The organism is Flavimobilis rhizosphaerae (assembly GCF_014852685.1).
GTDB lineage: Bacteria > Actinomycetota > Actinomycetes > Actinomycetales > Cellulomonadaceae > Flavimobilis > Flavimobilis rhizosphaerae.
Genome location: NZ_JACZDF010000001.1, coordinates 278,442 through 298,851 on the forward strand (window position 1 = coordinate 278,442; position 20,410 = coordinate 298,851).

Annotated in this window: 19 protein-coding genes; 11 read left to right on the forward strand and 8 right to left on the reverse strand. The window is 73.1% G+C overall.

What is annotated here, in order from left to right:
* Positions 1–11: 11 nt before the first annotated feature.
* Positions 12–791: a phosphate ABC transporter ATP-binding protein PstB gene (gene pstB, locus IGS67_RS01185; protein WP_102510093.1), complete on the forward strand. Its 780-nt coding sequence runs from the start codon at positions 12–14 to the stop codon at positions 789–791.
* Between the two features lie 123 nt (positions 792–914).
* Here pstB and IGS67_RS01190 read toward each other — a convergent pair whose 3' ends face one another.
* Positions 915–1,376 (reverse strand): hypothetical protein, encoded by a 462-nt coding sequence (locus tag IGS67_RS01190; protein WP_192277005.1) that lies wholly within the window; start codon positions 1,374–1,376, stop codon positions 915–917.
* 218 nt (positions 1,377–1,594) lie between these two features.
* On the opposite strand from IGS67_RS01190, the gene IGS67_RS01195 reads away from it, so the two are divergent.
* The 3 genes from IGS67_RS01195 (at position 1,595) to ispF (ending at position 3,655) form a co-directional block, all read left to right on the forward strand.
* Positions 1,595–2,077, forward strand: coding sequence for a CarD family transcriptional regulator (locus tag IGS67_RS01195; RefSeq protein WP_192277008.1), 483 nt, complete (start codon positions 1,595–1,597; stop codon positions 2,075–2,077).
* A gap of 166 nt (positions 2,078–2,243) precedes the next feature.
* Complete coding sequence (locus tag IGS67_RS01200; protein WP_192277011.1) at positions 2,244–3,008, forward strand: IspD/TarI family cytidylyltransferase; 765 nt, start codon at positions 2,244–2,246, stop codon at positions 3,006–3,008.
* Between the two features lie 137 nt (positions 3,009–3,145).
* Entirely contained in the window at positions 3,146–3,655 is a 510-nt protein-coding gene (gene ispF / locus IGS67_RS01205; protein WP_192277014.1) for a 2-C-methyl-D-erythritol 2,4-cyclodiphosphate synthase, read from the forward strand.
* Positions 3,656–3,673: 18 nt separating this feature from the next.
* Here ispF and IGS67_RS01210 read toward each other — a convergent pair whose 3' ends face one another.
* Entirely contained in the window at positions 3,674–4,693 is a 1,020-nt protein-coding gene (locus IGS67_RS01210) for a hypothetical protein (RefSeq protein WP_192277017.1), read from the reverse strand.
* Between the two features lie 210 nt (positions 4,694–4,903).
* Between IGS67_RS01210 and IGS67_RS01215 the strand changes: the two genes are divergently transcribed.
* Positions 4,904–5,806, forward strand: a complete 903-nt coding sequence (locus IGS67_RS01215; protein WP_192277020.1) for a hypothetical protein — start codon at positions 4,904–4,906, stop codon at positions 5,804–5,806.
* Positions 5,807–5,812: 6 nt separating this feature from the next.
* Here IGS67_RS01215 and IGS67_RS01220 read toward each other — a convergent pair whose 3' ends face one another.
* Together IGS67_RS01220 and IGS67_RS01225 are read right to left on the reverse strand one after the other, a co-directional pair.
* The gene (locus IGS67_RS01220; RefSeq protein WP_210766948.1) at positions 5,813–6,235 is read right to left on the reverse strand and encodes an MmcQ/YjbR family DNA-binding protein; all 423 of its coding nucleotides are present in this window, start codon (positions 6,233–6,235) and stop codon (positions 5,813–5,815) included.
* Entirely contained in the window at positions 6,232–7,599 is a 1,368-nt protein-coding gene (locus IGS67_RS01225; RefSeq protein WP_328741349.1) for a D-arabinono-1,4-lactone oxidase, read from the reverse strand. Before IGS67_RS01225 ends, IGS67_RS01220 begins: the two co-directional genes overlap by 4 nt.
* Positions 7,600–7,668: 69 nt before the next feature.
* Between IGS67_RS01225 and IGS67_RS01230 the strand changes: the two genes are divergently transcribed.
* From IGS67_RS01230 to rlmB, 3 genes are all read left to right on the forward strand, one after another.
* Positions 7,669–8,853, forward strand: a complete 1,185-nt coding sequence (locus IGS67_RS01230; protein ID WP_192277023.1) for an alanine racemase — start codon at positions 7,669–7,671, stop codon at positions 8,851–8,853.
* A 66-nt stretch (positions 8,854–8,919) separates the two neighbouring features.
* Positions 8,920–10,353 carry a cysteine--tRNA ligase gene (gene cysS, locus IGS67_RS01235; RefSeq protein WP_192277026.1) on the forward strand — a complete coding sequence of 478 codons (1,434 nt, stop codon included), beginning with the start codon at positions 8,920–8,922 and terminating at the stop codon, positions 10,351–10,353.
* Positions 10,353–11,342: a 23S rRNA (guanosine(2251)-2'-O)-methyltransferase RlmB gene (gene rlmB, locus IGS67_RS01240; RefSeq protein WP_192277029.1), complete on the forward strand. Its 990-nt coding sequence runs from the start codon at positions 10,353–10,355 to the stop codon at positions 11,340–11,342. Before cysS ends, rlmB begins: the two co-directional genes overlap by 1 nt.
* Positions 11,343–11,545: 203 nt before the next feature.
* Here the strand turns inward: rlmB and IGS67_RS01245 are convergent, their stop codons facing one another.
* The 4 genes from IGS67_RS01245 to IGS67_RS01260 all read right to left on the reverse strand — a co-directional run bounded on the left by IGS67_RS01245 (position 11,546) and on the right by IGS67_RS01260 (position 16,618).
* Positions 11,546–12,811, reverse strand: coding sequence for a DUF4032 domain-containing protein (locus IGS67_RS01245; protein WP_192277032.1), 1,266 nt, complete (start codon positions 12,809–12,811; stop codon positions 11,546–11,548).
* Positions 12,812–12,983: 172 nt separating this feature from the next.
* Positions 12,984–14,108, reverse strand: a complete 1,125-nt coding sequence (locus IGS67_RS01250) for an ABC transporter ATP-binding protein (RefSeq protein WP_192277035.1) — start codon at positions 14,106–14,108, stop codon at positions 12,984–12,986.
* Between the two features lie 165 nt (positions 14,109–14,273).
* Positions 14,274–15,104 (reverse strand): trehalose-phosphatase, encoded by an 831-nt coding sequence (gene otsB, locus IGS67_RS01255; RefSeq protein ID WP_192277038.1) that lies wholly within the window; start codon positions 15,102–15,104, stop codon positions 14,274–14,276.
* Positions 15,101–16,618 (reverse strand): alpha,alpha-trehalose-phosphate synthase (UDP-forming), encoded by a 1,518-nt coding sequence (locus IGS67_RS01260; RefSeq protein ID WP_192277041.1) that lies wholly within the window; start codon positions 16,616–16,618, stop codon positions 15,101–15,103. Before IGS67_RS01260 ends, otsB begins: the two co-directional genes overlap by 4 nt.
* 221 nt (positions 16,619–16,839) lie before the next feature.
* On the opposite strand from IGS67_RS01260, the gene IGS67_RS13585 reads away from it, so the two are divergent.
* Genes IGS67_RS13585 through IGS67_RS01275 form a run of 3 tightly spaced genes read left to right on the forward strand, consistent with a single transcriptional unit; the run spans position 16,840 to position 20,405 of the window.
* Entirely contained in the window at positions 16,840–18,915 is a 2,076-nt protein-coding gene (locus IGS67_RS13585) for a serine/threonine-protein kinase (RefSeq protein WP_210766949.1), read from the forward strand.
* Between the two features lie 50 nt (positions 18,916–18,965).
* A complete protein-coding gene (locus tag IGS67_RS01270; protein WP_192277044.1) occupies positions 18,966–19,517 on the forward strand; it encodes a hypothetical protein in 552 nt (183 codons plus the stop codon).
* 60 nt (positions 19,518–19,577) lie between these two features.
* Positions 19,578–20,405, forward strand: coding sequence for a DsbA family protein (locus tag IGS67_RS01275; RefSeq protein ID WP_192277047.1), 828 nt, complete (start codon positions 19,578–19,580; stop codon positions 20,403–20,405).
* The last annotated feature ends 5 nt before the right edge of the window (positions 20,406–20,410 follow it).

Sequence of the window (20,410 nt, forward strand, 5' to 3'; positions counted from 1 at the left end):
AGGCTTCCAGAATGTCCAAGCGCATCGACGTCGAGAACCTCGACGTCTACTACGGAGACTTCCTCGCGGTCGAGGGCGTGTCGATGGCGATCGAGCCGCGCTCGGTCACGGCGCTCATCGGCCCGTCGGGCTGCGGCAAGTCGACGTTCCTCCGCACGCTCAACCGCATGCACGAGGTCATCCCCGGCGCGCGCGTCGAGGGGCGGGCTGTCATGGACGGCCAGGACCTCTACGCGCCCGAGGTCGACCCGGTGCAGGTGCGCCGTCAGGTCGGCATGGTGTTCCAGCGGCCCAACCCGTTCCCGACGATGTCGATCGCAGACAACGTCCTCGCGGGCGTCCGCCTCAACAACAAGCGCATCTCCAAGGGTGACGCCGCGGACACGGTCGAGCGGTCGCTGCGTGGCGCGAACCTCTGGAACGAGGTCAAGGACCGTCTCGACAAGCCGGGCTCGTCGCTCTCGGGCGGTCAGCAGCAGCGCCTGTGCATCGCCCGGGCGATCGCCGTCGAGCCTCAGGTGCTCCTCATGGACGAGCCGTGCTCGGCGCTCGACCCGATCTCGACGCTCGCGATCGAGGACCTCATGAGCGAGCTGAAGAACGACTACACGATCGTCATCGTCACGCACAACATGCAGCAGGCCGCGCGAGTCTCGGACCGTACGGCGTTCTTCAACATCGCGGGCACGGGGCAGCCGGGCAAGCTCATCGAGATGGCGGACACGCCGACAATGTTCTCCTCGCCGTCCGTGCCGGCGACGGAGGACTACATCTCGGGCCGCTTCGGGTGACCTGAGCGCGGAACCTCTCTTCCCTCAGCCCGACGACGCCCGGCCGCACCCCATCGCGGCCGGGCATCGTCGCCTCTGAGGAGGCTCGGAGGTCCGGGGCTCACGCCACGGGGCGAGCGCGCCTCAGGACGCGGCGGGCACGTGGTCCGCGTACTCGGAGAGCGTGCCGTCGAGGACGGGCACGGGAACCTCGGTGGCGTTCTCCGGGGTGCCGACGGGGATGCGCAGGAGCGAGCCAGGTGCGGCGGCGACCGCCGAGATCGTGGCCTCCTCGCCGGTCTCGCCGCCGAGGAGGACGGTCGAGCGTGCGGGGACGTCGAAGCGCAGGGTGTCGATCGCGACGGTGACGTCGGTCGTGCCGTTGTTGACGAGGCCGCCCTGGACGGCACCGGGCGCGCCCTCGGCGGACGTGAGGACGAGGAGGTTCTCGGCTGTGACGCCGTCGGCGATCTCGACGCGGATGCCGTCCGAGGCCGCGTACGGGCGGTCCGTCGTGATGGGCGAGCAGGCGGCGAGGCCCGCGACGACGGCGAGGGAGAGGGCGGCGGCGGCCCCGCGGCCGGTGCGGGTCTGCAGGCGGTTCACGTGTGCTCCTGTGTGCTCGTTCCGCGGCGCACACCCGGACGTGCGTCCCAGGTCGGTGCGGCGGTCGTGTGGTAGAGGTGTCCCGGCCCAACTCTAGTGCCCCGCCGGTGGTCGGCGGGCCTCGCGGCGTCCACGGAGCGGCACCGAGGGCGGAAGGCCCCCGTGATTCCGCCCTTTTCCGTGGTAAGATGGTCGTCCGCGAAAGGGGATCCAATCCAATGACTTTCTCAGTGGGGGAGACCGTCGTCTACCCGCACCACGGTGCTGCGCTGATCGAAGAGATCAAGACTCGGACGATCAAGGGTGTCGACAAGGTCTACCTCAAGCTCAAGGTCGCCCAGGGTGACCTGACGATCGAGGTCCCGGCCGAGAACGTCGACCTCGTGGGTGTCCGCGACGTCGTTGACCAGCAGGGTCTCGACAAGGTGTTCGAGGTGCTCCGCGCCCCGTATACGGAGGAGCCGACCAACTGGTCGCGCCGCTACAAGGCCAACCTCGAGAAGCTCGCGTCGGGTGACGTCATCAAGGTCGCCGAGGTCGTGCGTGACCTCTCGCGCCGCGACGCTGACCGTGGCCTTTCGGCCGGCGAGAAGCGCATGCTCTCGAAGGCCCGTCAGATCCTCGTCTCGGAGCTCGCGCTCGCCGAGAACACCGAGGAGGAGAAGGCCGAGGCCATCCTCGACGAGGTGCTCGCGTCCTGACGCGACACTCATCGACTCGCAGGAGCCCCGCACCGTCCCGGTGCGGGGCTCCTGCTCTGTCCGGGCCGTGCCTCCACGTCCCACCCGTCTGCGACTCGGAGGTCCGCGGCACCGTGCGATGATGCCCGGGGCCTCCGAGCGGCGGGGGTGGCGGTAGGTTCGGGGCATGCTCCGCTCCGCGATCCTCACGGCCGCCGGCTCCGGCTCCCGGCTCGGGTCGACGCTCCCCAAGGCTCTCGTCCCGCTCGACGGCGTCCCGCTGCTCGTCCACGCCGCCCGCAGGCTCCTCGCGTCGGGCGAGGTGACGACCCTTGTCGTCACGGCCCCGGCCGCGCACGTCGACGACGTCCGGGCGGCGCTCGCCGGCCTCACGCTCCCCGACGGCACGCCGCCCGCGCTCACCGTCGTCCCGGGCGGTGCGAGCCGGCAGGCGTCGGTCGCGGCAGGGCTCGCGGCGCTCCCGCCGGGCGACGGCACGGTGCTCGTCCATGACGCGGCCCGAGCGCTCACGCCTCCCGACGTCGTCGCGCGCGTCGCCCGCGCCGTCGCCGCGGGGCACGTCGCGGTGACGCCGCTCGTGCCCGTCGTCGACTCGCTCCAGGCCGTCGCCGACGGCGCGTTCGCGGCGGGGCACCTGCCCGTCGGTGGTGTGCCGACGCTCGGCGCGACACCGCGGACGGGCCTTGGCATCGTCCAGACTCCGCAGGGCTTCGACCGGGCGACGCTCGACGCCGCGCACGCGGCGGCCCGGGCCGCGGGGGTTGACGGGTCGGACGAGGCGACGGCCGCGACCGACGACGCGACGCTCGTCGAGCGTGCCGGCCACCGCGTCCACGCTGTCGCGGGCGACGAGCTTGCGCTGAAGATCACGACGCGCCGCGACCTGGCGCTCGCGACGCTTCTCCTCGCGGACCAGCCCCGCGACTCGTAGGGGCCCTGCACCTTCGCATGGTGCTGAGGCGCTACGCGTCCGGGAGGGGATCGGACTTGTAGGTTGGGGGCACCATCGCATGGTGCTGGGGCGCGACGAGCCGCTCCGGGAGTAGCCGCACGACGAGGAGTTCACGCATGACCGCCGACGCCCGCCGCCCCTTCCCGCTCCCGCGCACGGGCATCGGCGTCGACGTCCACGCGTGGGCCGGCGACGACGACCCGCGTGACCTCGCCCTCGCCGGCCTCACGTGGCCGGGCGAGCGGCCCCTCGCGGGCCACTCGGACGCCGACGCGGCCGCGCACGCGGCGGCGGACGCGCTCTTCTCGGCCTCGGGGCTCGGCGACCTGGGATCGAACTTCGGGACGTCGGAGCCCGCGTGGGCGGGCGCCGCCGGCACGGTGCTCCTCGCCGAGGCAGCACGGCGCGTGCGTGCCGCGGGTTTCGAGATCGGGAACGTCGCGGTGCAGGTCGTCGGCAACCGGCCGCGCCTCGGCCCGCGCCGGGACGAGGCTGCGGCCGCGCTGAGCGCGGCGTGCGGCGCGCCCGTGACGGTGAGCGCGACGACGACCGACGGGCTCGGGTTCACGGGCCGTGGCGAGGGCATCTGCGCGATCGCGACAGCGCTCGTCGTCGAGGTGCGCTGACCGCCCGGACCCGTCCCGTCAGAAGAGCTTGCCGAGCAGCGACGGCAGCACGAGGACCGCGACGACGGCGGCGACGATGCCGAGGCAGCCGAGCGCGCACCCGACCTGACTGCGCCGCACCTTGGCGCGGTCCATGGGGAAGTCGCCGTCGACGTCGCCCGTGCGCCCGTTGACGACGGCCTCGTACGTCGTGCCCTCGTGCACGTAGGTGAGCCGCCAGTACGGGGCGAGGAAGAGTCCGAGGCGCACGTCGGACCACGCGGTGAGCAGGTGGTCGATCCGCTGGTCGTCGCCGCCGATCGAGCGGCGGACGTCGCGCTCGATCGTGTCCTCGGCCTCGTCCTTCATCTCGTCGACGGCGGCCGACGGCTCGATGTCGAAGCGTGCGGCGGCGTGACCCGCGACGAGCGCCGGCACGTACGGCACGACGTGCTTGAGCTTCGGCAGGGACTCGTCGTCCCAGAGCTCGTCGGTGAGGTTGGAGGCGACCAGCGGGTCGCCGACGACGTCGCGGACCGTCGTGCCGGCGGCCTCGTACCAGACGAGCTCGCTGCGTTCGCCGGAGCCGCGGACGTCGCCGCGGGCGCCGCGGTACGTCGTCGTCGCGCGGGCCGTCGGGCTCCACCAGGGGGCGAGGACCGAGCGGACGGACTCAGCGGCGGTGACCTCGCGGAGCGAGTCGACGCCGAGCTTCCGACCGTGGAGCCACGCGAGGAAGGCCGTGCGCGCGTCGTCCTGCGTGACCTTGAACGGGATGACGCCCGTCGGGGTGAGGACGGCCTCGCCTGCGGCGAGCGGCACGAGCGCGGCGCCGCAGAAGGAGCACGACGTGGCGACGGCGGTCGTCGCAGTCGTCGCGCCGCAGCCGGAGCAGCGCAGGGTGACGCCGCCGAGCTGGTCGGCGGTGCGACCGGCGGTGGTCGTCACCCAGTCGTCGTACGCGTGGAACGCCATGTCGGTCGCGGGCGGCACGGGGACGACGAGGGTCGTCGAGCAGGACCCGCAGCGCAGGAGGTCGGTCGCTGGTTCGTGGGTCATGCCGGAGCCGCACGTGGGACAGGAGACGTCGAGGTGGGCCGACGAGCTCTTCTTCGCCATAGGGGTGTCCTTCTGGGAGGTCTGACCGGAACGTGGAACCGGCGTCACCCTAGCGCCTGCGCGGGGAGCTGCGGGCTGTCAAGGGCCGTTGTGCGGCATCTGCGGCAGCGCTAGCCTTCGGGGACAGGTGATCGCGGGGAGGCGACGGACGTGGACGTTCGGCAGCGCCGTAGGGCGGTGTTCTGGTGCGGGCTGCTCGTCGTGGTCGCGGCTGCGCTCGCGGCCTGCGCGGCGGAGGACGCGCCGACGAGGCCGTCGGGCTCGGAGACGCCTGCGACCTCGACACCGGCGACCCCGACGACGGCGCCCTTCGTGACGACCGGTGACCGCACGCCGCTCGACTGCCCCGTCATCGCGGCGGACGAGAAGGCCGCGGCCGAGAACACGTTCCTCGTCGACGAGGACTGTGCTGCGCGCAGGCTCGCGACGGAGGCGTGCGCGCTCACGGTGACGGACCCGGTGCCGCTCCCGGCGGAGGAGACTACCGGGGCGACGCGGGCGTTCGGCTACGCGACGTCGCAGGGCGATCGCGTCGTGCTCGCGCTCCTGCCCGGCCTCGACCCCGCGAACGATCACGAGCCCGAGTACGTCCTCGCGTGCGGGGAGCGGCGCAACGCGGCGGTCCTCACACGGGGTGACGCCGACTCGCTCCTCCGGTGGCCCGACACGGGCGGGGAGAACCGGGCGCTCACCGAGGTCCGCAGGCTCGGCGCGGACCCTGCGGCCGAGATCGCGCCCGGCTGCCCTGGCACGCCCGCGTCGGTGGCGGCCGAGGACGCGGGGCGCTGCGTGCTCGACGCGTGGGTCGAGGGCCGGCTGTGGGACGTCGGGTTCTACGCGGCGACGGGAGTGCGTGAACGCTTCGACGGCGACCCGCCGACCGGCGTGGTGTGGGACGGCTGCCGTGAAGCGACCCTCGGCAGGACCGCGGAGTCCTGCTACGGGCAGTTCTCGGAGAACGGCTCGCTCGCCGAGCTGTCGATCGCGCACGACGAGTTCTCGGGGCTGCGGTGGGTGACGGCGGCCGACTTCGTCCACCCCGACGAGGGCTGAGCCCGTTCAGCGCTCGTGCGTGACGGGCCGCAGCCGCACGGGAAGCTTCGCGACGACGAGGTCGTAGGAGTCCTCGAGCAGCTGCTCGAGGAGCATCGGATCGAGGTCGTCGTGGAGGACGAGCGACACCCAGTGCCGCTTGTGCATGTGCCAGCCAGGCAGGACGTCGTCGTGCGCGGCGACGAGCCCGTCGACGAGCACGGGCTCGACCTTGAGGTTGACGAAGGCGTGCTCGGTGCTCACCCGGGGTGAGCTCGTGAGCAGCGCGAACATGCGGCCATGGATGCGGAACGCCTCGGCGTCGGGCCCGAAGGGGAAGTCGCTGCGGGCGTCGGGCAGCGCGAGTGCGAGCGCGCGCAGCGCGCGGACCGAGGGCCCGGGCCGCGGCCCGGCTGCGGCTCCGGGAGCGGCTCCGGGAGCGTCGGTCACAGCCCGAGCACCTGACGGACGTGCGGGTTGAGGAACGTGCCCGACGGGTCGACGTCCGCGCGCACGGCGAGGTGGTCGCCGAGGCGCGGGTAGACCGTCTCGAGGTAGTCCCGTGCGACGGCGTGCTCCTTGCCCCAGTGGGGCCGGCCCTCGTGGGCGACCATGATCTCCTGGACCGCTGCGAAGAGGCGTCTGCGGTCGGTGCGCCAGTACTGGTGGACGGCGACGTAGGCGGTGCGGCGCCCGTACGCGGTCGAGAGCCACACGTCGTCGGGCGCGGCGAACCGCACCTCCATGGGGAACGACACGTGCTCGCCCGAGCGTTCGAGCCACGTCTCGAGCTCGGCGAGGACGGCCGGCAGAGCCTCGTGGGGGACGGCCCACTCGGTCTCGTGGAAGCGCACGCGCCGTGGCGAGACGAACACCTCGTGCGACGGCGCGGTGAACCGGCGTGCGGACAGGGCGCGCGAGCTCACGGCGTTGAGCCGTGGGATCGCGCGGGGCGCGAGGCGGCCGACGCGGTTGACGACCTCGAAGAGACCGTTGGAGAGCAGCTCGTCGTCGACGAACCCGCGGACGCGACCGAGCGGCGCGTCAGACACGGGCCGCCGGTTGTTGCGCTTGGTGAGCGCGCGGCGAGTGTGGGGGAACCAGTAGAACTCGACGTGCTCGTTGGCGGCGAGCAGGTCGTCGAGGCCGTCGAGCACGCGGTCGAGCGGCCACGGTTCCTCGCGGGCCTCGAGGACGTAGGTGGGCTCGACGGCGAGGGTGACGGCCACGAGGACGCCGAGCGTGCCGAGGCCGAGGCGCGCGGCCTCGAAGAGCTCGGGCCGCTCGGCCCGGGACGCGGTGATGCGCGTGCCGTCGGCGAGGACGAGCTCGACGGCACGCACCTGTGTCGCGAGCCCCGCGGCGACGCCGCCGGTGCCGTGGGTGCCGGTCGAGATCGCTCCGGCGACGGACTGGTGGTCGATGTCGCCGAGGTTGCCCATCGCGAGGCCGAGCCGTGCGAGCGCCCGGTTGAGGTCGTGGAGGCGCAGGCCCGCGCCGACGCGGACGGTGTGCGTCGCTCGCCCCTCGGGCGCTGCGAGCGCGACGGGCTCGTCGACGAACGCGAGGCGGTCGAGGCCGAGGAGGAGGCCGTCGGTCGCGACGAGCGGCGTGAACGAGTGGCCTCCGCCGACGACGCGCACCCCACGGCCGTCGGCGACGGCCTGCGTGACGTGGCGGGCGACGTCGGCGGCGTCGGCGGGCTCGACGAAGGCGGCGGGCCGGCACACGACAGAGCCGGACCAGTTGCGCCACGTGCCGTCAGGCGTAGGCGCGTGCGGGCGGGGGGCGCGGGAGAGGACGTCGATGGCCACACCGCACTATCGGGCTCCGGCGGTCTTGCGGTCAACGCCTCGGGCGCAGGTCGCGGTATGTTCGGCGCCATGAGCTCCCTGCGCTCCCGTCTCGATGCCGCGACGTCCCACCTGCCTGCGCCGCTCGCCGTCGTCGACCTCGACGTGCTCGAGGCCAACGCCGACGACCTCGTGCGGCGTGCCGGCGGCACGCCGGTGCGTCTCGCGTCGAAGTCGGTGCGGGTGCGCGCGCTCCTCGACCACGTGCTCGCCCGGCCGGGCTGGGCGGGGATCATGGCGTTCTCGCTCGCGGAGGCGCTGTGGCTCGTCGAGGAGGGGCACGGTGACGTGCTGCTCGGCTACCCGGTCGTCGACCGGACGGCGCTCGCGGCGCTCGCGGCGTCGCCCGCGGCGCGGGCGGCGGTGACGCTCATGGTCGACGACGTCGCGCAGGCCCGGCGCGCGTCGGAGGCTCTCGCGGCGACGGGCGGGCCCGACGTGCGGGTGTGCCTCGACGTCGACGCGTCGTGGCGACCAGGTGTCGGGCGCCTCCGCGTGCACCTCGGCACGCGGCGTTCGCCGTTGCACGAGGTCGGAGACGTCGTGCGGGTCGCGCGCGCGGTCGACGGGCTGCCGGGTCTCGTCGTCGGCGGGCTCATGTTCTACGAGGCGCAGGTCGCGGGCCTGCCGGACTCGAGCGCGGCCGTGCGGCTCGTCAAGGCGCGGTCCGTCGCGGATCTCGACCGGCGTCGCGGTGTCGTGCGGGCCGCGGTCGAGGACGTGCTCGGGCGCGGGCTCGACCTCGTGAACTCGGGCGGGTCGGGTTCGCTCGGGACGAGCTCGGCGGACCCGACGGTCACGGAGGTGACGGCGGGCTCGGGTCTCTACGTGCCGGGGCTGTTCGACGGCTACCGGAGCTTCGAGCCGCGGCCGTCGGCGTTCTTCGCGCTCGACGTCGTGCGTCGGCCTGCGCCGAGCCTCGCGACGCTCTTCGGCGGCGGCTACATCGCGTCGGGCCCTCCGGGGCACGCGCGCGAGCCGCGGCTCGCGCTGCCCGCGGGACTGCGGCTCACGGGGTCCGAGGGTGCGGGCGAGGTGCAGACACCCGTGCGGCTCCCGCGCGGCACGGACGTCCGGATCGGCGACCGCGTGTGGCTGCGGCACGCGAAGGCGGGCGAGCTCATGGAACGCTTCGGCGTCGTCCACCTCGTCCGTGGCGAGCGGGTCGAGGCCAGCGTGCCGACGTACCGCGGCGAGGGCCGCACGTTCGGCTGAGCCCCTGCACGCCGTGGTCCCGGGCGCGGCAGAGCCGTGCGGGTGCGGGCCGATAGGCTAGGGCCTGTGACTCTCCGCCTCTTCGACACCGCCGCGCGCGAGCTGCGCGACCTCACGCCCCTCGAGCCGGGCAGGGTCGGCATCTACCTGTGCGGTGCGACGGTCCAGAGCGCGCCCCACGTCGGGCACATGCGCGCGGCCGTCGCGTTCGACGTCCTCGTGCGCTGGCTGCGCCGGAGCGGGCTCGACGTCACGCTCGTCCGCAACGTCACGGACATCGACGACAAGATCCTCGCGAAGGCCGAGGCCGCGGGGCGGCCGTGGTGGGCGCACGCCGCGCTCTTCGAGCGCGCGTTCACCGAGGCGTACGACGCGCTCGGCGTCGACCGCCCGACGTACGAGCCGCGCGCGACCGGTCACGTCACCGACATGGTCGACCTCATGGAGCGGCTCGTCGAGCGCGGCCACGCGTACACGACGACGCCCGGCAACGTCTTCTTCGACGTCGGCTCGTACCCTGAGTACGGGTCGCTCACGCGTCAGCGCCGCGAGGACCTCCAGCCGGCCGAGGAGACCGCGGACGCGCACGGCAAGCGTCACCCGCATGACTTCGCGTTGTGGAAGGCCAACCGTCCGGGCGAGCCCGCGTCAGCCTCGTGGCCGACGCCGTTCGGCCCCGGACGCCCGGGCTGGCACCTCGAGTGCTCCGCGATGGCCCGCCGCTACCTCGGCGACGCGTTCGACATCCACGGCGGAGGCCTCGACCTGCGCTTCCCGCACCACGAGAACGAGCAGGCCCAGTCACGGGCCGCAGGCCTGGGCTTCGCGCAGCACTGGATGCACTCGGCGTGGGTGACGCAGGGCGGCACGAAGATGAGCAAGTCGCTCGGCAACGGGCTCGGCGTCGCCGAGCTCCTCGAGCGCGCACGCCCGGCCGCCGTCCGGTGGGCGCTCGCGACCGTCCACTACCGCTCGATGCTCGAGTGGACCGACGAGACCCTCGTGGACGCCGAGGCCATGTGGTCGCGGCTCGAGGGCTTCGTCGAGCGTGCCTCCGAGCGTGTCACCGTGACGTCCGACGACGTCGCAGCGGCGCCCGTCCCGCAGGCGTTCGCCGACGCGATGAACGACGACCTCAACGTCTCGGTCGCGCTCGCGGTCGTCCACGAGGCGCTGCGTGCCGGCAATTCTGCGCTCGCCGCCGGCGATGACGCGGCGCTGCGTGCGGCGCTGCTCGACGTCCGTGTCATGCTCGACGTCCTCGGCCTCGACCCGGCGTCGCCCACGTGGGCCGGTGCCGCGAGCGACGACCGAGCGCAGCGCGCGCTCGACGTCCTCGTCGAGGCCGAGCTCGCCCGCCGCGCGCAGGCGCGCGCGGACCGTGACTTCGCGACGGCCGACGCCGTGCGCGACCGCCTCGCGGCGGCCGGCGTCGTCGTCGAGGACTCTCCGACGGGGGCCCGCTGGTCCCTCGCTTCCGACTCACCGAAGGACCTCTGATGGCAGCAGGCAAGGCGAAGCGACCCGGAGCGGTCCGCAAGGCGGGCTCGAAGAAGGGCCCGAAGGTCGGGACGGGCGGGCACAGCCGGAAGGCGCTCGAGGGCAAGGGCCCGACGCCCAAGGCCGAGGACCGCTCGTACCACGTGGCCGCGAAGCGCAAGGCTGCCGCGGCCGCACGTTCGCCGCAGCGTCCCGCGGGCAAGGGTGTGCAGGCGGGGCGTCGCACGGGCGGCGGACGGTCGTCGACCCACGAGATGGTCGCGGGCCGCAACTCGGTTCTCGAGGCGCTGCGCGCGGACATCCCGGCGACGAGCCTCTACCTGGCCTCGCGCCTCGAGCAGGACGACCGTACGAAGGAGATCCTCCAGATCGCCGTCGAGCGCAACGTCAACCTTCTCGAGGTGACGCGCACGGAGCTTGACCGGCTCACGGACGGTGCAATCCACCAGGGTGTCGCGCTCCAGGTGCCGCCGTACGAGTACGCGGACCTCGACGACCTGCTCGACGCCGCCGCGGCGTCGGGGCGGGCGCCGCTCATCGTCGCGCTCGACCAGATCACGGACCCGCGCAACTTGGGCGCTGTGCTGCGCTCGGCGGCGGCGTTCGGCGCGCACGGTGTGCTCGTGCCCGAGCGGCGTGCGGCGCAGATGACGGCGGCCGCATGGAAGGTGTCGGCCGGTGCGGCAGCGCGGCTGCCCGTCGCGCGTGTGACGAACCTCGTGCGGGCGCTCGAGGAGGCGCGCAAGGCCGGGTGCTTCGTCGTCGGGCTCGACGCCGGTGGCGAGACGACGATCGACGCGCTGCCGTTCTCGACGGACCCGCTCGTGCTCGTCGTCGGCTCGGAGGGCAAGGGGCTCGCACGGCTCGTGCGCGAGACGTGCGACGCGATCACGTCGATCGAGATCGACGCTGCGACCGAGTCGCTCAACGCGGGTGTCGCTGCGGGCATCGCGCTCTACGAGGTCGCTCGCACCCGCCGCAACGCCTGACCCGCTCTCGAGCGCTCCGCGCCCACGGTCGATAGCCGATCCATACACGTCAGGCGTACCGAACTGCTATCGAGCGCTCCGCGCCCACGGCCGATAGCCGATCCGTACACGTCAGGCGTACCGACCCGCTATCGAGCGCTCCGCGCCCACGGTCGATAGCCGATCGGACCACGTGAGGTGGGCCGATCGGCTATCGGAACATCTCAGCCCCAGCTGCCGCCGTCCTCCTGGAGCGCTGCGTCCTCGGGCGCGAGGCCGAGCAGCTGCTGCTCGTCGCGACGGTGCGCGAGGACGTTCGTCACGTAGCTCTCGACGGCCTCGGGCATCGGGACGTCGCGACGCTGCTTCTCCGAGATGTACCAGCGGTGGTCGAGGATCTCGTGGAACATCTGCGCGGCCTCGAGCTTGCCGCGCATGGTCCGTGGCACGGCACGGACGGTCGGCTCGAACACCTCGGTCACCCAGTCGTGCGCGACGAACTGCTCCTCCTCGCCCTGCCGGTCGGACGCGGCACGGTACTCGTCGAGGTCGTTGAGGAGCCGGCGTGCCTGGTTGTCCTGGACGTCGAGGCCCGTGAGCCGCAGCAGGCGACGCGAGTGGTGGCCGGCCTCGACGACCTTCGGCTGGATGTGCACCTTGGTGCCGTCGAGGTCCGTCGTCATCTCGAGCTCGCCGACATCGAAGCCGAGAGCGTTGAGACGCTCGATACGAGCGGCGACGCGCCAGCGATCGGCCGCACCGAACGTCTCTTCGTCGGTGAGGGCGGCCCACAGCTCGTTGTACCGCTGCACGAGGGCGTCGCCGATCGCGATGATGTCGGTGTCCTCGTCCATGTACTCGCCCGCCTGGAGGTCCATCATCTCGCCGATGATGTTCGTGCGGGCGAGGTCCACGTCGTAGTTGCGCTGCCCGTCGGTGAGCTTCGCGTGGAGGTCACCGGTCTCGGCATCGACGAGGTACGCGGAGAAGCGGTCGGCGTCGCGCCGGAAGAGCGTGTTCGAGAGCGAAACGTCGCCCCAGTAGAAGCCGACGAGGTGGAGGCGGACGAGGAGGACGGCGAGCGCGTCGATGAGGCGCGTCGCGGTCTCGGGGCGCAGCTCCTGGCTGAAGAGCGCACGGTAGGGCAGGGAGAACTGCAGGTGGCGCGTGATGAGGACGGCCTCAAGGGGTTCGCCGTCGTCGGCGGTGCGGCCCGTGATGACGCCGACGGGCTCGACGCACGGCACGCCGCCGATGCGGCCGAGCTGGCGGAGCAGCTCGTACTCGCGGTGCGCGACGGTCTCGCCGATCTCCTTGACGGCGATGATGCCGCCCGAGAGTCGCACGAACCGCACGATGTGGCGGGAGATGCCGCGGGGGAGGGCCGCGAGCCGGTCGGCGGGCCATTCCTCGAGCGGGATGTTCCACGGCAGGTCGAGCAGCGCGGGGTCGGGGTCGGCTGCGGTGATCTGCAGGCGTTGGAGCGGCACGGTGTCCTCGTTCGGTCGCGGCGGGCGGGCGCGGGTGCGGCGAGCATCCGCATGCGGGGTGCGGCGAGCACCCGCGGGTGGGTGCGACGAGCACCCTCACCCAGCATAGGGAGCAGGAACGCCGCAGGGGCGGCCCGGCGTGCTGCCGGACCGCCCCTGCGTGCGCTGTACGTCAGGCGGGAAGACGCAGGCCCGAGCCGGCGCCGAAGAGGTGCTCCTCGCCGGGACGGATCGCGACGAAGATGCGCTCGCCCTTGGCGGGCACGTTGCGCGGGTCGATGCGGACGATGACCTGGTTGTCACCGGCGCCCGAGTGGACGTCCGCGTCGGCGAGCGAGCCCTTGAGAGTGCCGTAGACGAAGGCGTCGGAGCCGAGCTCCTCGACGATGTTGACCTCGACGGGGAACGCGGACGCCTCGGCCTGCGAGACGACGTCGAGCGACTCGGGGCGGAAGCCGAGCGTGATCTTGCCGTTGTCCTCGGCGCCAAGAGCCGCGATCGCGGCGCGCGAGACGGGGATGCGGGCGGGGCCGACCTCGGCGAAGCCGCCGTTGACCTTGAACGTGCCGAGGTTCATCGCGGGCGAGCCGATGAAGCCGGCGACGAAGACGTTCGCGGGCGTGTCGTACATGTCGCGCGGCGTGCCGACCTGCTGGAGGAGACCGTCCTTGAGGACCGCGATGCGGTCACCCATGGTGAGGGCCTCGGTCTGGTCGTGCGTGACGTAGACGGTCGTGACGCCGAGGCGGCGCTGGAGCGACGCGATCTGCGTACGGGTCTGGACGCGGAGCTTGGCGTCGAGGTTCGACAGCGGCTCGTCCATGAGGAACACCTGGGGCTGACGCACGATGGCGCGGCCCATGGCGACACGCTGACGCTGACCACCGGAGAGGGCCTTGGGCTTGCGGTCAAGGTACTCGGTGAGGTCGAGGATCTTCGCGGCCTCTTCGACGCGGGCACGGATGTCCGCCTTCGGGGTGCCGGCGATCTTGAGCGCGAAGCCCATGTTGTCGGCGACGGTCATGTGCGGGTACAGCGCGTAGTTCTGGAAGACCATCGCGATGTCGCGGTCCTTCGGCTGGATGTGCGTGACATCCTTGTCGCCGATGAGGATGCGGCCGCCGTTGACGTCCTCGAGGCCTGCGAGCATGCGCAGGGAGGTCGACTTGCCGCAGCCGGAGGGGCCGACGAGGACGAGGAACTCGCCGTCCTCGATGTGGAGGTCGAGCTGGTCGACCGCCGGGCGCTCGGTGCCCGGGTAGATCCGCGAAGCCTTGTCGTACGTGACGGTAGCCATGGTGGTAACCGTTCCCTTCACCGGCAGGTACGTGCCGGACGATCCGTCGTGAAGAGTGTCAGCGTTGATTCGATTGTGCGTCGTCTCTGACACGGACCGCGCGTCGGCGCGTGGTCCGCCGCCTATCCTGCCACAGGTCTGGGTGTGCGGGCTGCGGGACCTAGGTCACGGACCGAGTTCACCCGTCCGCGGAGCCTGTGAGGTGGTGACCGCGCCGCCGACGTGTGCGAGCACGCTGGCTGCCGCCGCCGTCCCGGGCACGCGGAACCGGGCAACGGTGTCGCCCGGTCCGACGCGGACTGTGACGTCGTCGGGCCCGAGGACGGCGAACGCACGCTCGTCGGTGACGTCGTCGCCGAGGTAGAGCGTGCGGGCCGCGTCGGTCTCGGCGCCGAGCGCCGTGAGCGCGGCGCCCTTCGACGTTGTGACGACGTTGCAGTCGACGACGTCCTTGCCGAGCATCGCGTCGACGCCGAGCGCGCGGACCTGCGCGAGGGCGTCGGCGCGCAGCTCCTCGGCGCGCTCGTGCGCCACGAGACGGACGTGGAGGACGGCGGACGTCGGCTTGCGCTCGACCCACGCGCCGTCGGCGCGTGCGGCGACGTCCTTGAGCGTCGTGACGACCGCCTCGAGACGGGCCGAGTCGGCGGCTGGCAGGTCGAGGGGCCGGGCGTCGAGCGTCCCGTCGGGTGCGACGATGCCCCGCTCGGCACCGTGCGAGCCGATGAGCACCGTCCCTGCGGGGGCGCTGGACAGTCGCGCGAGCGTCGCGACGTCGCGTCCCGAGACGAGCGCGAGGACGACGTGCTCGCCGGCGCGGGCGAGCACTGTGAGTGCTGCCGTGGCCTCGGGGCGCGGCCGGGACGCCTCGGGGTCGTCGACGAGGTCGGCGAGGACCCCGTCGAAGTCGGACGCGACGAGGACGGTCCGCCCGGCGCGCGTGAGAGCGGCGAGGTCGTCGAGCGCGGCGGCGAGGTCGGCGGGCAGGGCTGTCACGCAGGCGCCCCCGAGACGTTCGCGTACGAGTCGGGGTGACGCTCCTCGAGGGACGTGTCGGCGTGCGTCGACGTGCCCCGCACGACATCGAGGAACGTGCGCGACCACAGCGCGACGTCGTTCTCGAGCACCTGCTTGCGCAGCCGTCGCATGCGGGTGCGCATCTCGCGCCGCGGCATTGACGCCGCCCGCATCATCGTCGCCTTGAGGCCGTCGATGTCGTGGGGGTTGCACAGGAGCGCACCGCGGGCGAGCTCGTCGGCGGCGCCCGTGAACTCGGAGAGCACGAGGACGCCGGACTCGTCGGAGCGGGCGGCGACGTACTCCTTGGCGACGAGGTTCATGCCGTCGCGCAGCGACGTGACGAGCATGACGTCGGCGGCGCAGCACAGCGCCGCCATCTCCTCGGCCGGGTAGGAGTGGTGCATGTAGTGGACCGCGGTGTGCCCGAAGTCGGCGACCTCGCCGTTGATGCGCCCGACGAGTCCTTCGACCTCCTCGCGCAGCTGCATGTACGCGCCGACGTTCTCACGGCTGGGGCTCGCGACCTGAACGAGCGTCACGGAGGAGACGTCGACGGTGCCGTCCTCGACGAGCTCGCCGAACGCCTTGATGCGGTGGCGGATGCCCTTGGTGTAGTCGAGGCGGTCGACGCCGAGCATGATGACCTCGGGGTCCCCGAGCTCGTGGCGGATCTCGCGGGCGCGGGCCTGGACCTCGGGGGTGCGGGCGAGGGCGTCGAACGAGCTCGCGTCGATCGAGATGGGGAACGCGCCGGCTCGGACCTCGCGCGTGCCGCCGTCGGCGTCCGGGACGACGACGTGGTGGCGGCGGGTCGTGCGTGCCGTGAGGCGGCGGACTGCCCGCAGGAAGTTCGCGGCGTCCGCCGTGCGCTGGAAGCCGACGACGTCCGCGCCGAGGAGACCTTCGAGCACCTGGCTGCGCCACGGGAGCTGAGCGAAGAGCTCGACGGGCGGGAACGGGATGTGGTTGAAGAAGCCGATGCGGAGGTCGGGCCGCAGACGGCGGAGGATCGCGGGGACGAGCTGGAGCTGGTAGTCCTGCACCCAGACGACGCCGCCGGGCGCCGCGACGTCCGCGGCGGCGCGCGCGAAGCGTTCGTTGACCTCCTGGTAGGTGTCCCACCATGCGCGGTGGTACTTCGGCGGCGCGATGACGTCGTGGTAGAGGGGCCACAGGGTGTCGTTGGAGAAGCCCTCGTAGTAGCGCTCGACCTCGCCCGCGGACAGGGTGACGGGGACGCAGCGGATGCCGCTCGCGTCGAACGGCTCGTGCTCGACGTCGGCGGCGCCCGCCCAGCCGACCCAGGCGCCCTCGTCGGCCTCCATGAGCGGGGCGATCGCGGTGACGAGCCCGCCGGGGGCCCTGCGCCACGTCGTCGTGCCGTCGGGCTGGACTGTGTGGTCGACGGGAAGGCGGTTGGCGACGACGACGAGGTCGTAGCCGTCGTCCGTCGTGCTCGTCGTGGGGGCGCTGCTGAGGTCCTCGGTCATGCGTCTTCCGCTCCTCCGTGGTACGTGCCGTCCCTGCGCGCGCGTCGCACCGGGGCGGCGACTCTGCTCGGCGCGACGCCTGCTGGTGCGCGGCGTCGGCTCCGGGCCTCACCCTACCTGGGGAGACGTTGACCGTCCTGGGGAGAAACCATGGGGTCGCTCCCGGGCGGGGACGGCGTGTGCCGGGCGCGGCTGCGGACCCGCTCGGTTAGGTTGCGAGGATGGAGCGCAACGAACGGAAGCCCGGGGACGAGGTCGGCGGCTACACGATCGAGCGGGTGCTCGGCGCAGGGGCGTCGGGCACCGTCTACCGCGCGGTCGACGGTGGTGGCACGCCCGTCGCGCTCAAGGTCCTCCACCGGTCGCTCGCCGCGACCGACGACGCGCGCGCACGCCTCGTGCGCGAGGTCGCGGCTCTGCGTAAGGTCGAGGACGACGCGTTCGTCACGGTCCTCGACGCGGAGGTCGACGCGGACGAGGCGTTCGTCGTCACCGAGCTCGTCGACGGCCCGAGCCTCGAGGACGAGGTCCTCGGCGGCGGCCCGCTCGACGCGGAGGACACCCTCGAGCTCGCGGAGAAGCTCGCGCGGGCGCTCCACGCGGTCCACGACGCAGGCCTTGTGCACCGTGACGTCAAGCCGTCGAACATCCTCCTCGCGGAGCATGGGCCGGTCCTCATCGACTTCGGCATCGCGCAGGCGGTCACGGACGCGCGCGTCACGTCGCACGGCTTCGTCATGGGCACGCCCGGCTATCTTGCGCCCGAGCTCCTCGACGGCGCCGACCCGTCCCCGGCGGGGGACTGGTGGGGCTGGGCGGCGTCGATCGCGTTCGCGGTGACGGGCCGCGCCCCCTTCGGGGTGCGTCCGCTCGAGGCCGTGCTCGGTCGCGTGCGTGCCGGCGACGTCGACCTCGGCGGTGCCGGCCCGCTCACGGCGGCGGCGCTGCGTGGCGCGCTCGTCACGGACCCGTCGGCGCGGACGTCGCCCGACGAGGTTGTCGCAGCCCTCCGGGAGGCGGCCGCGGCGGGGGAGACGCACGCGGTCGTGCCGGCTGCGCTCATGGTCGGGCATGCTGCCCGCCCGGACGACGAGGCGGCGGCGGAGCCCGACGCACGCGTCGTCGAGCACGAGGGCACGGGCCCGTACGGTCCGGGCGCGGGCCCGCGTGTCACGACGACCCCCGGTCCCGTCAACGACGGCCGCACGGACGTCCTGCGCGTGCCGACGGGCGCGTTCGGCACGCCCGTCCCCGAGCCCGAGCCCGATGCCCCGCCGCTGCCGGCCTTCGACGACGTCGTCGCGGGGCGTGCCGTCCCGACGGGCGGCGTCGCGCTCGCGGCCGCCGCGGCGGCCGCCTCGCACGGACTCGACCCGACCGCCGTCGTGCCGGCGCCCGGTCCGGACTTGACGACGCCGCTGCCCGCGGGCGCCGATGGATCGACGCGCGCGCTGCCCGCGCACGACGTCCCGGTGCCGCCCGGGCCACCCACCGCCGTCGTCCCCGTCAACCCGTACGCCCCGCAGCCCGTGGCCGCCCCGACGACACCCGAGGACGCCCCGGCGGACGAGCCGGCCTGGGAGGGGGACCCGCTCGACGAGGACGTCCCGAGCGTGCACGACGCCGACGGCGACGGCGTGCCCGACGACGTCGAGCACCCGCGCCGCCCGGGTGCCGTGCTCGCCCTCGCAGTGCCCGCCGCCCTCGCGATCGGCCTCTTCCCGGTCGTCGCGACGTTCGTCCTCGTCCTCGTCGTCGTGCTCGTGCGTTCCGTCGGCGTGACGTCCGACGCGCTCCGCACGCGGCGCGCGACGCGTGGCAGGGGACGCGCCGACGGCGCGCGCGCGACCCTCTCCTACCCCTGGTACCTCCTCAAGGCGGGGCTCACGCTCCTGCCCGGCTTCCTCGTCGCCGGGTCCGTCGCCGCGATGCTTGGCGGACCGCTGTGGTGGATGCTCCAGACGAACCGGCTCGTCGTCTCGACGCACGAGCTCGGCGAGCGCGGCCACGCAGAGCTCGTCGTGCCAGCCGAGGGCACCGTCAACGCGACGTGGGTGTTCGTCGCGGCGCTCGCGGCCGTCGGGTTCGTCTGGCTGCTCCTGCTGTGGTTTGGGCCCCTCGGCTGGTCGACGCGCTGGGGTGCGCGGACGATCCTCGGGCATCTCGCACCCGGCCGTGGTGGGACGCTGTTCGTCGTGCTCGTCGCACTCGCCCTCACCGCGGTCGGCGGGCTGCTCGTCGCCGTGGGCATGCCGATCCTCTGGTCTCCGCTCGGCGGGCCGCCCAACCTCTCGTGAGCGACGGCTCTCCCAGGACGTCCACGGGAGCGTGCAGTATCCTCGGCCCCGTGCGCACCAGGACGATCCCCTCGGACGGCGCTTCGTCGCGCGTCCGTGCGGCGAGCGTGCTCGTGCGCGGCGTCGGTGCGGTGACCGTCCTCGGGTACCTTGCCGTCCAGGTGAGCCTCCACCTCGCGTTCGTGCTCGGCGAGGCCGGGATCTCGGTCGTCTCGCGCTGCGTGAGCGCCGCCGGCGCCCCCGCCTGGTGGGCGACGCACCTCGCGATGGTCCGGGCCGACGCGGCCTGCCCCGAGGGCTCGCTCGCGCTCGGCGGCGCCGCCGGTGACGTCGCGGTCGTCGTCGCGACGATCGCCCTGCCCGTGCTGCTCGCGCACGTCGCGCTCCTCGTGCTTGCGGGAGGGCTCGTCGCCGCGTTGCGCGCGACCCTGCGGAGCGTGCACGCCGTCGCCGGACGACGCCTCGTCGTGCACGCGACCATGCCGGTGCTCGTCCCGCGCGGCCGCGTGCGCCTCGCGCCGCGGGCCCACGTCCGACGCGCCCGCGTGCGCGTCGGGGGACCGGTGCCGGTGCGCCGGGGACCGCCCGTGCCCGCGGCCTGAGCCGCCCGCACCCGCCCGCACCAGCACCCGCACTCCCCGAACCATCCGGAAGGGACCACCATGTCCTCGAAGAAGTCCGCCCCCGCCCAGAGCCGCGACGCGGCCCGCAACCTTGCCGCGACGATGCGCGCCGAGCAGGCCGCACGCGAGAAGCGCGTGAAGATCATCACGATCTCCGCGTTCGGCGTCGCTGTCGCCGCGCTCGTCGCCGCGATCATCTGGGCCGTCATCGCGTCCCGTCCCGCCGAGCTGCCCGAGCCCGCTCCGCTCGCGACGCCGTCGGTCGCAGCCGAGTCGGGCGGGATCTCGCTCGGCAAGGACGGCGTGGCCGGCACAGCGAACGAGGGAGCGCCCGTCGTCGACGTCTACCTCGACTACATGTGCCCCTGGTGCGGTGTCTTCGAGGAGACAAACTCTGCGCTCCTCACTGAGCTGCGCGAGGCCGGCGACATCACGCTCGTCGTCCACCCCGTGACGATCCTCGATCGCCTCTCGTCCGGCACGGCGTTCTCGACGCGCTCCGCCGCGGCCGCGGTCTATGTCGCCGAGAAGGCGCCCGAGCACTTCGACGCTTTCAACACGGCGATGTTCGCCAAGCAGCCGGAGGAGAACTCCAAGGGTCTGACGGACCGTGAGATCGCCGACATCGCGAAGAGCGTCGGTGTGCCCGCAGACGTCGTCGACGGCATCGCGAACCTCGATTCGTACAAGCAGTTCGCCCGCTGGGTCGGCTCCCAGACCGAGAAGGCGAGCGCCGACACCAAGCTGCACACGCAGGACGGCATCTTCTCGACGCCGACCATCGTCGTCGGCGGCACGAAGTTCGAGGGTGACTGGCGCAACGAGCAGCAGTTCCGCGCCGCGATCGACGCCGCGAAGCAGGGCTGACACTG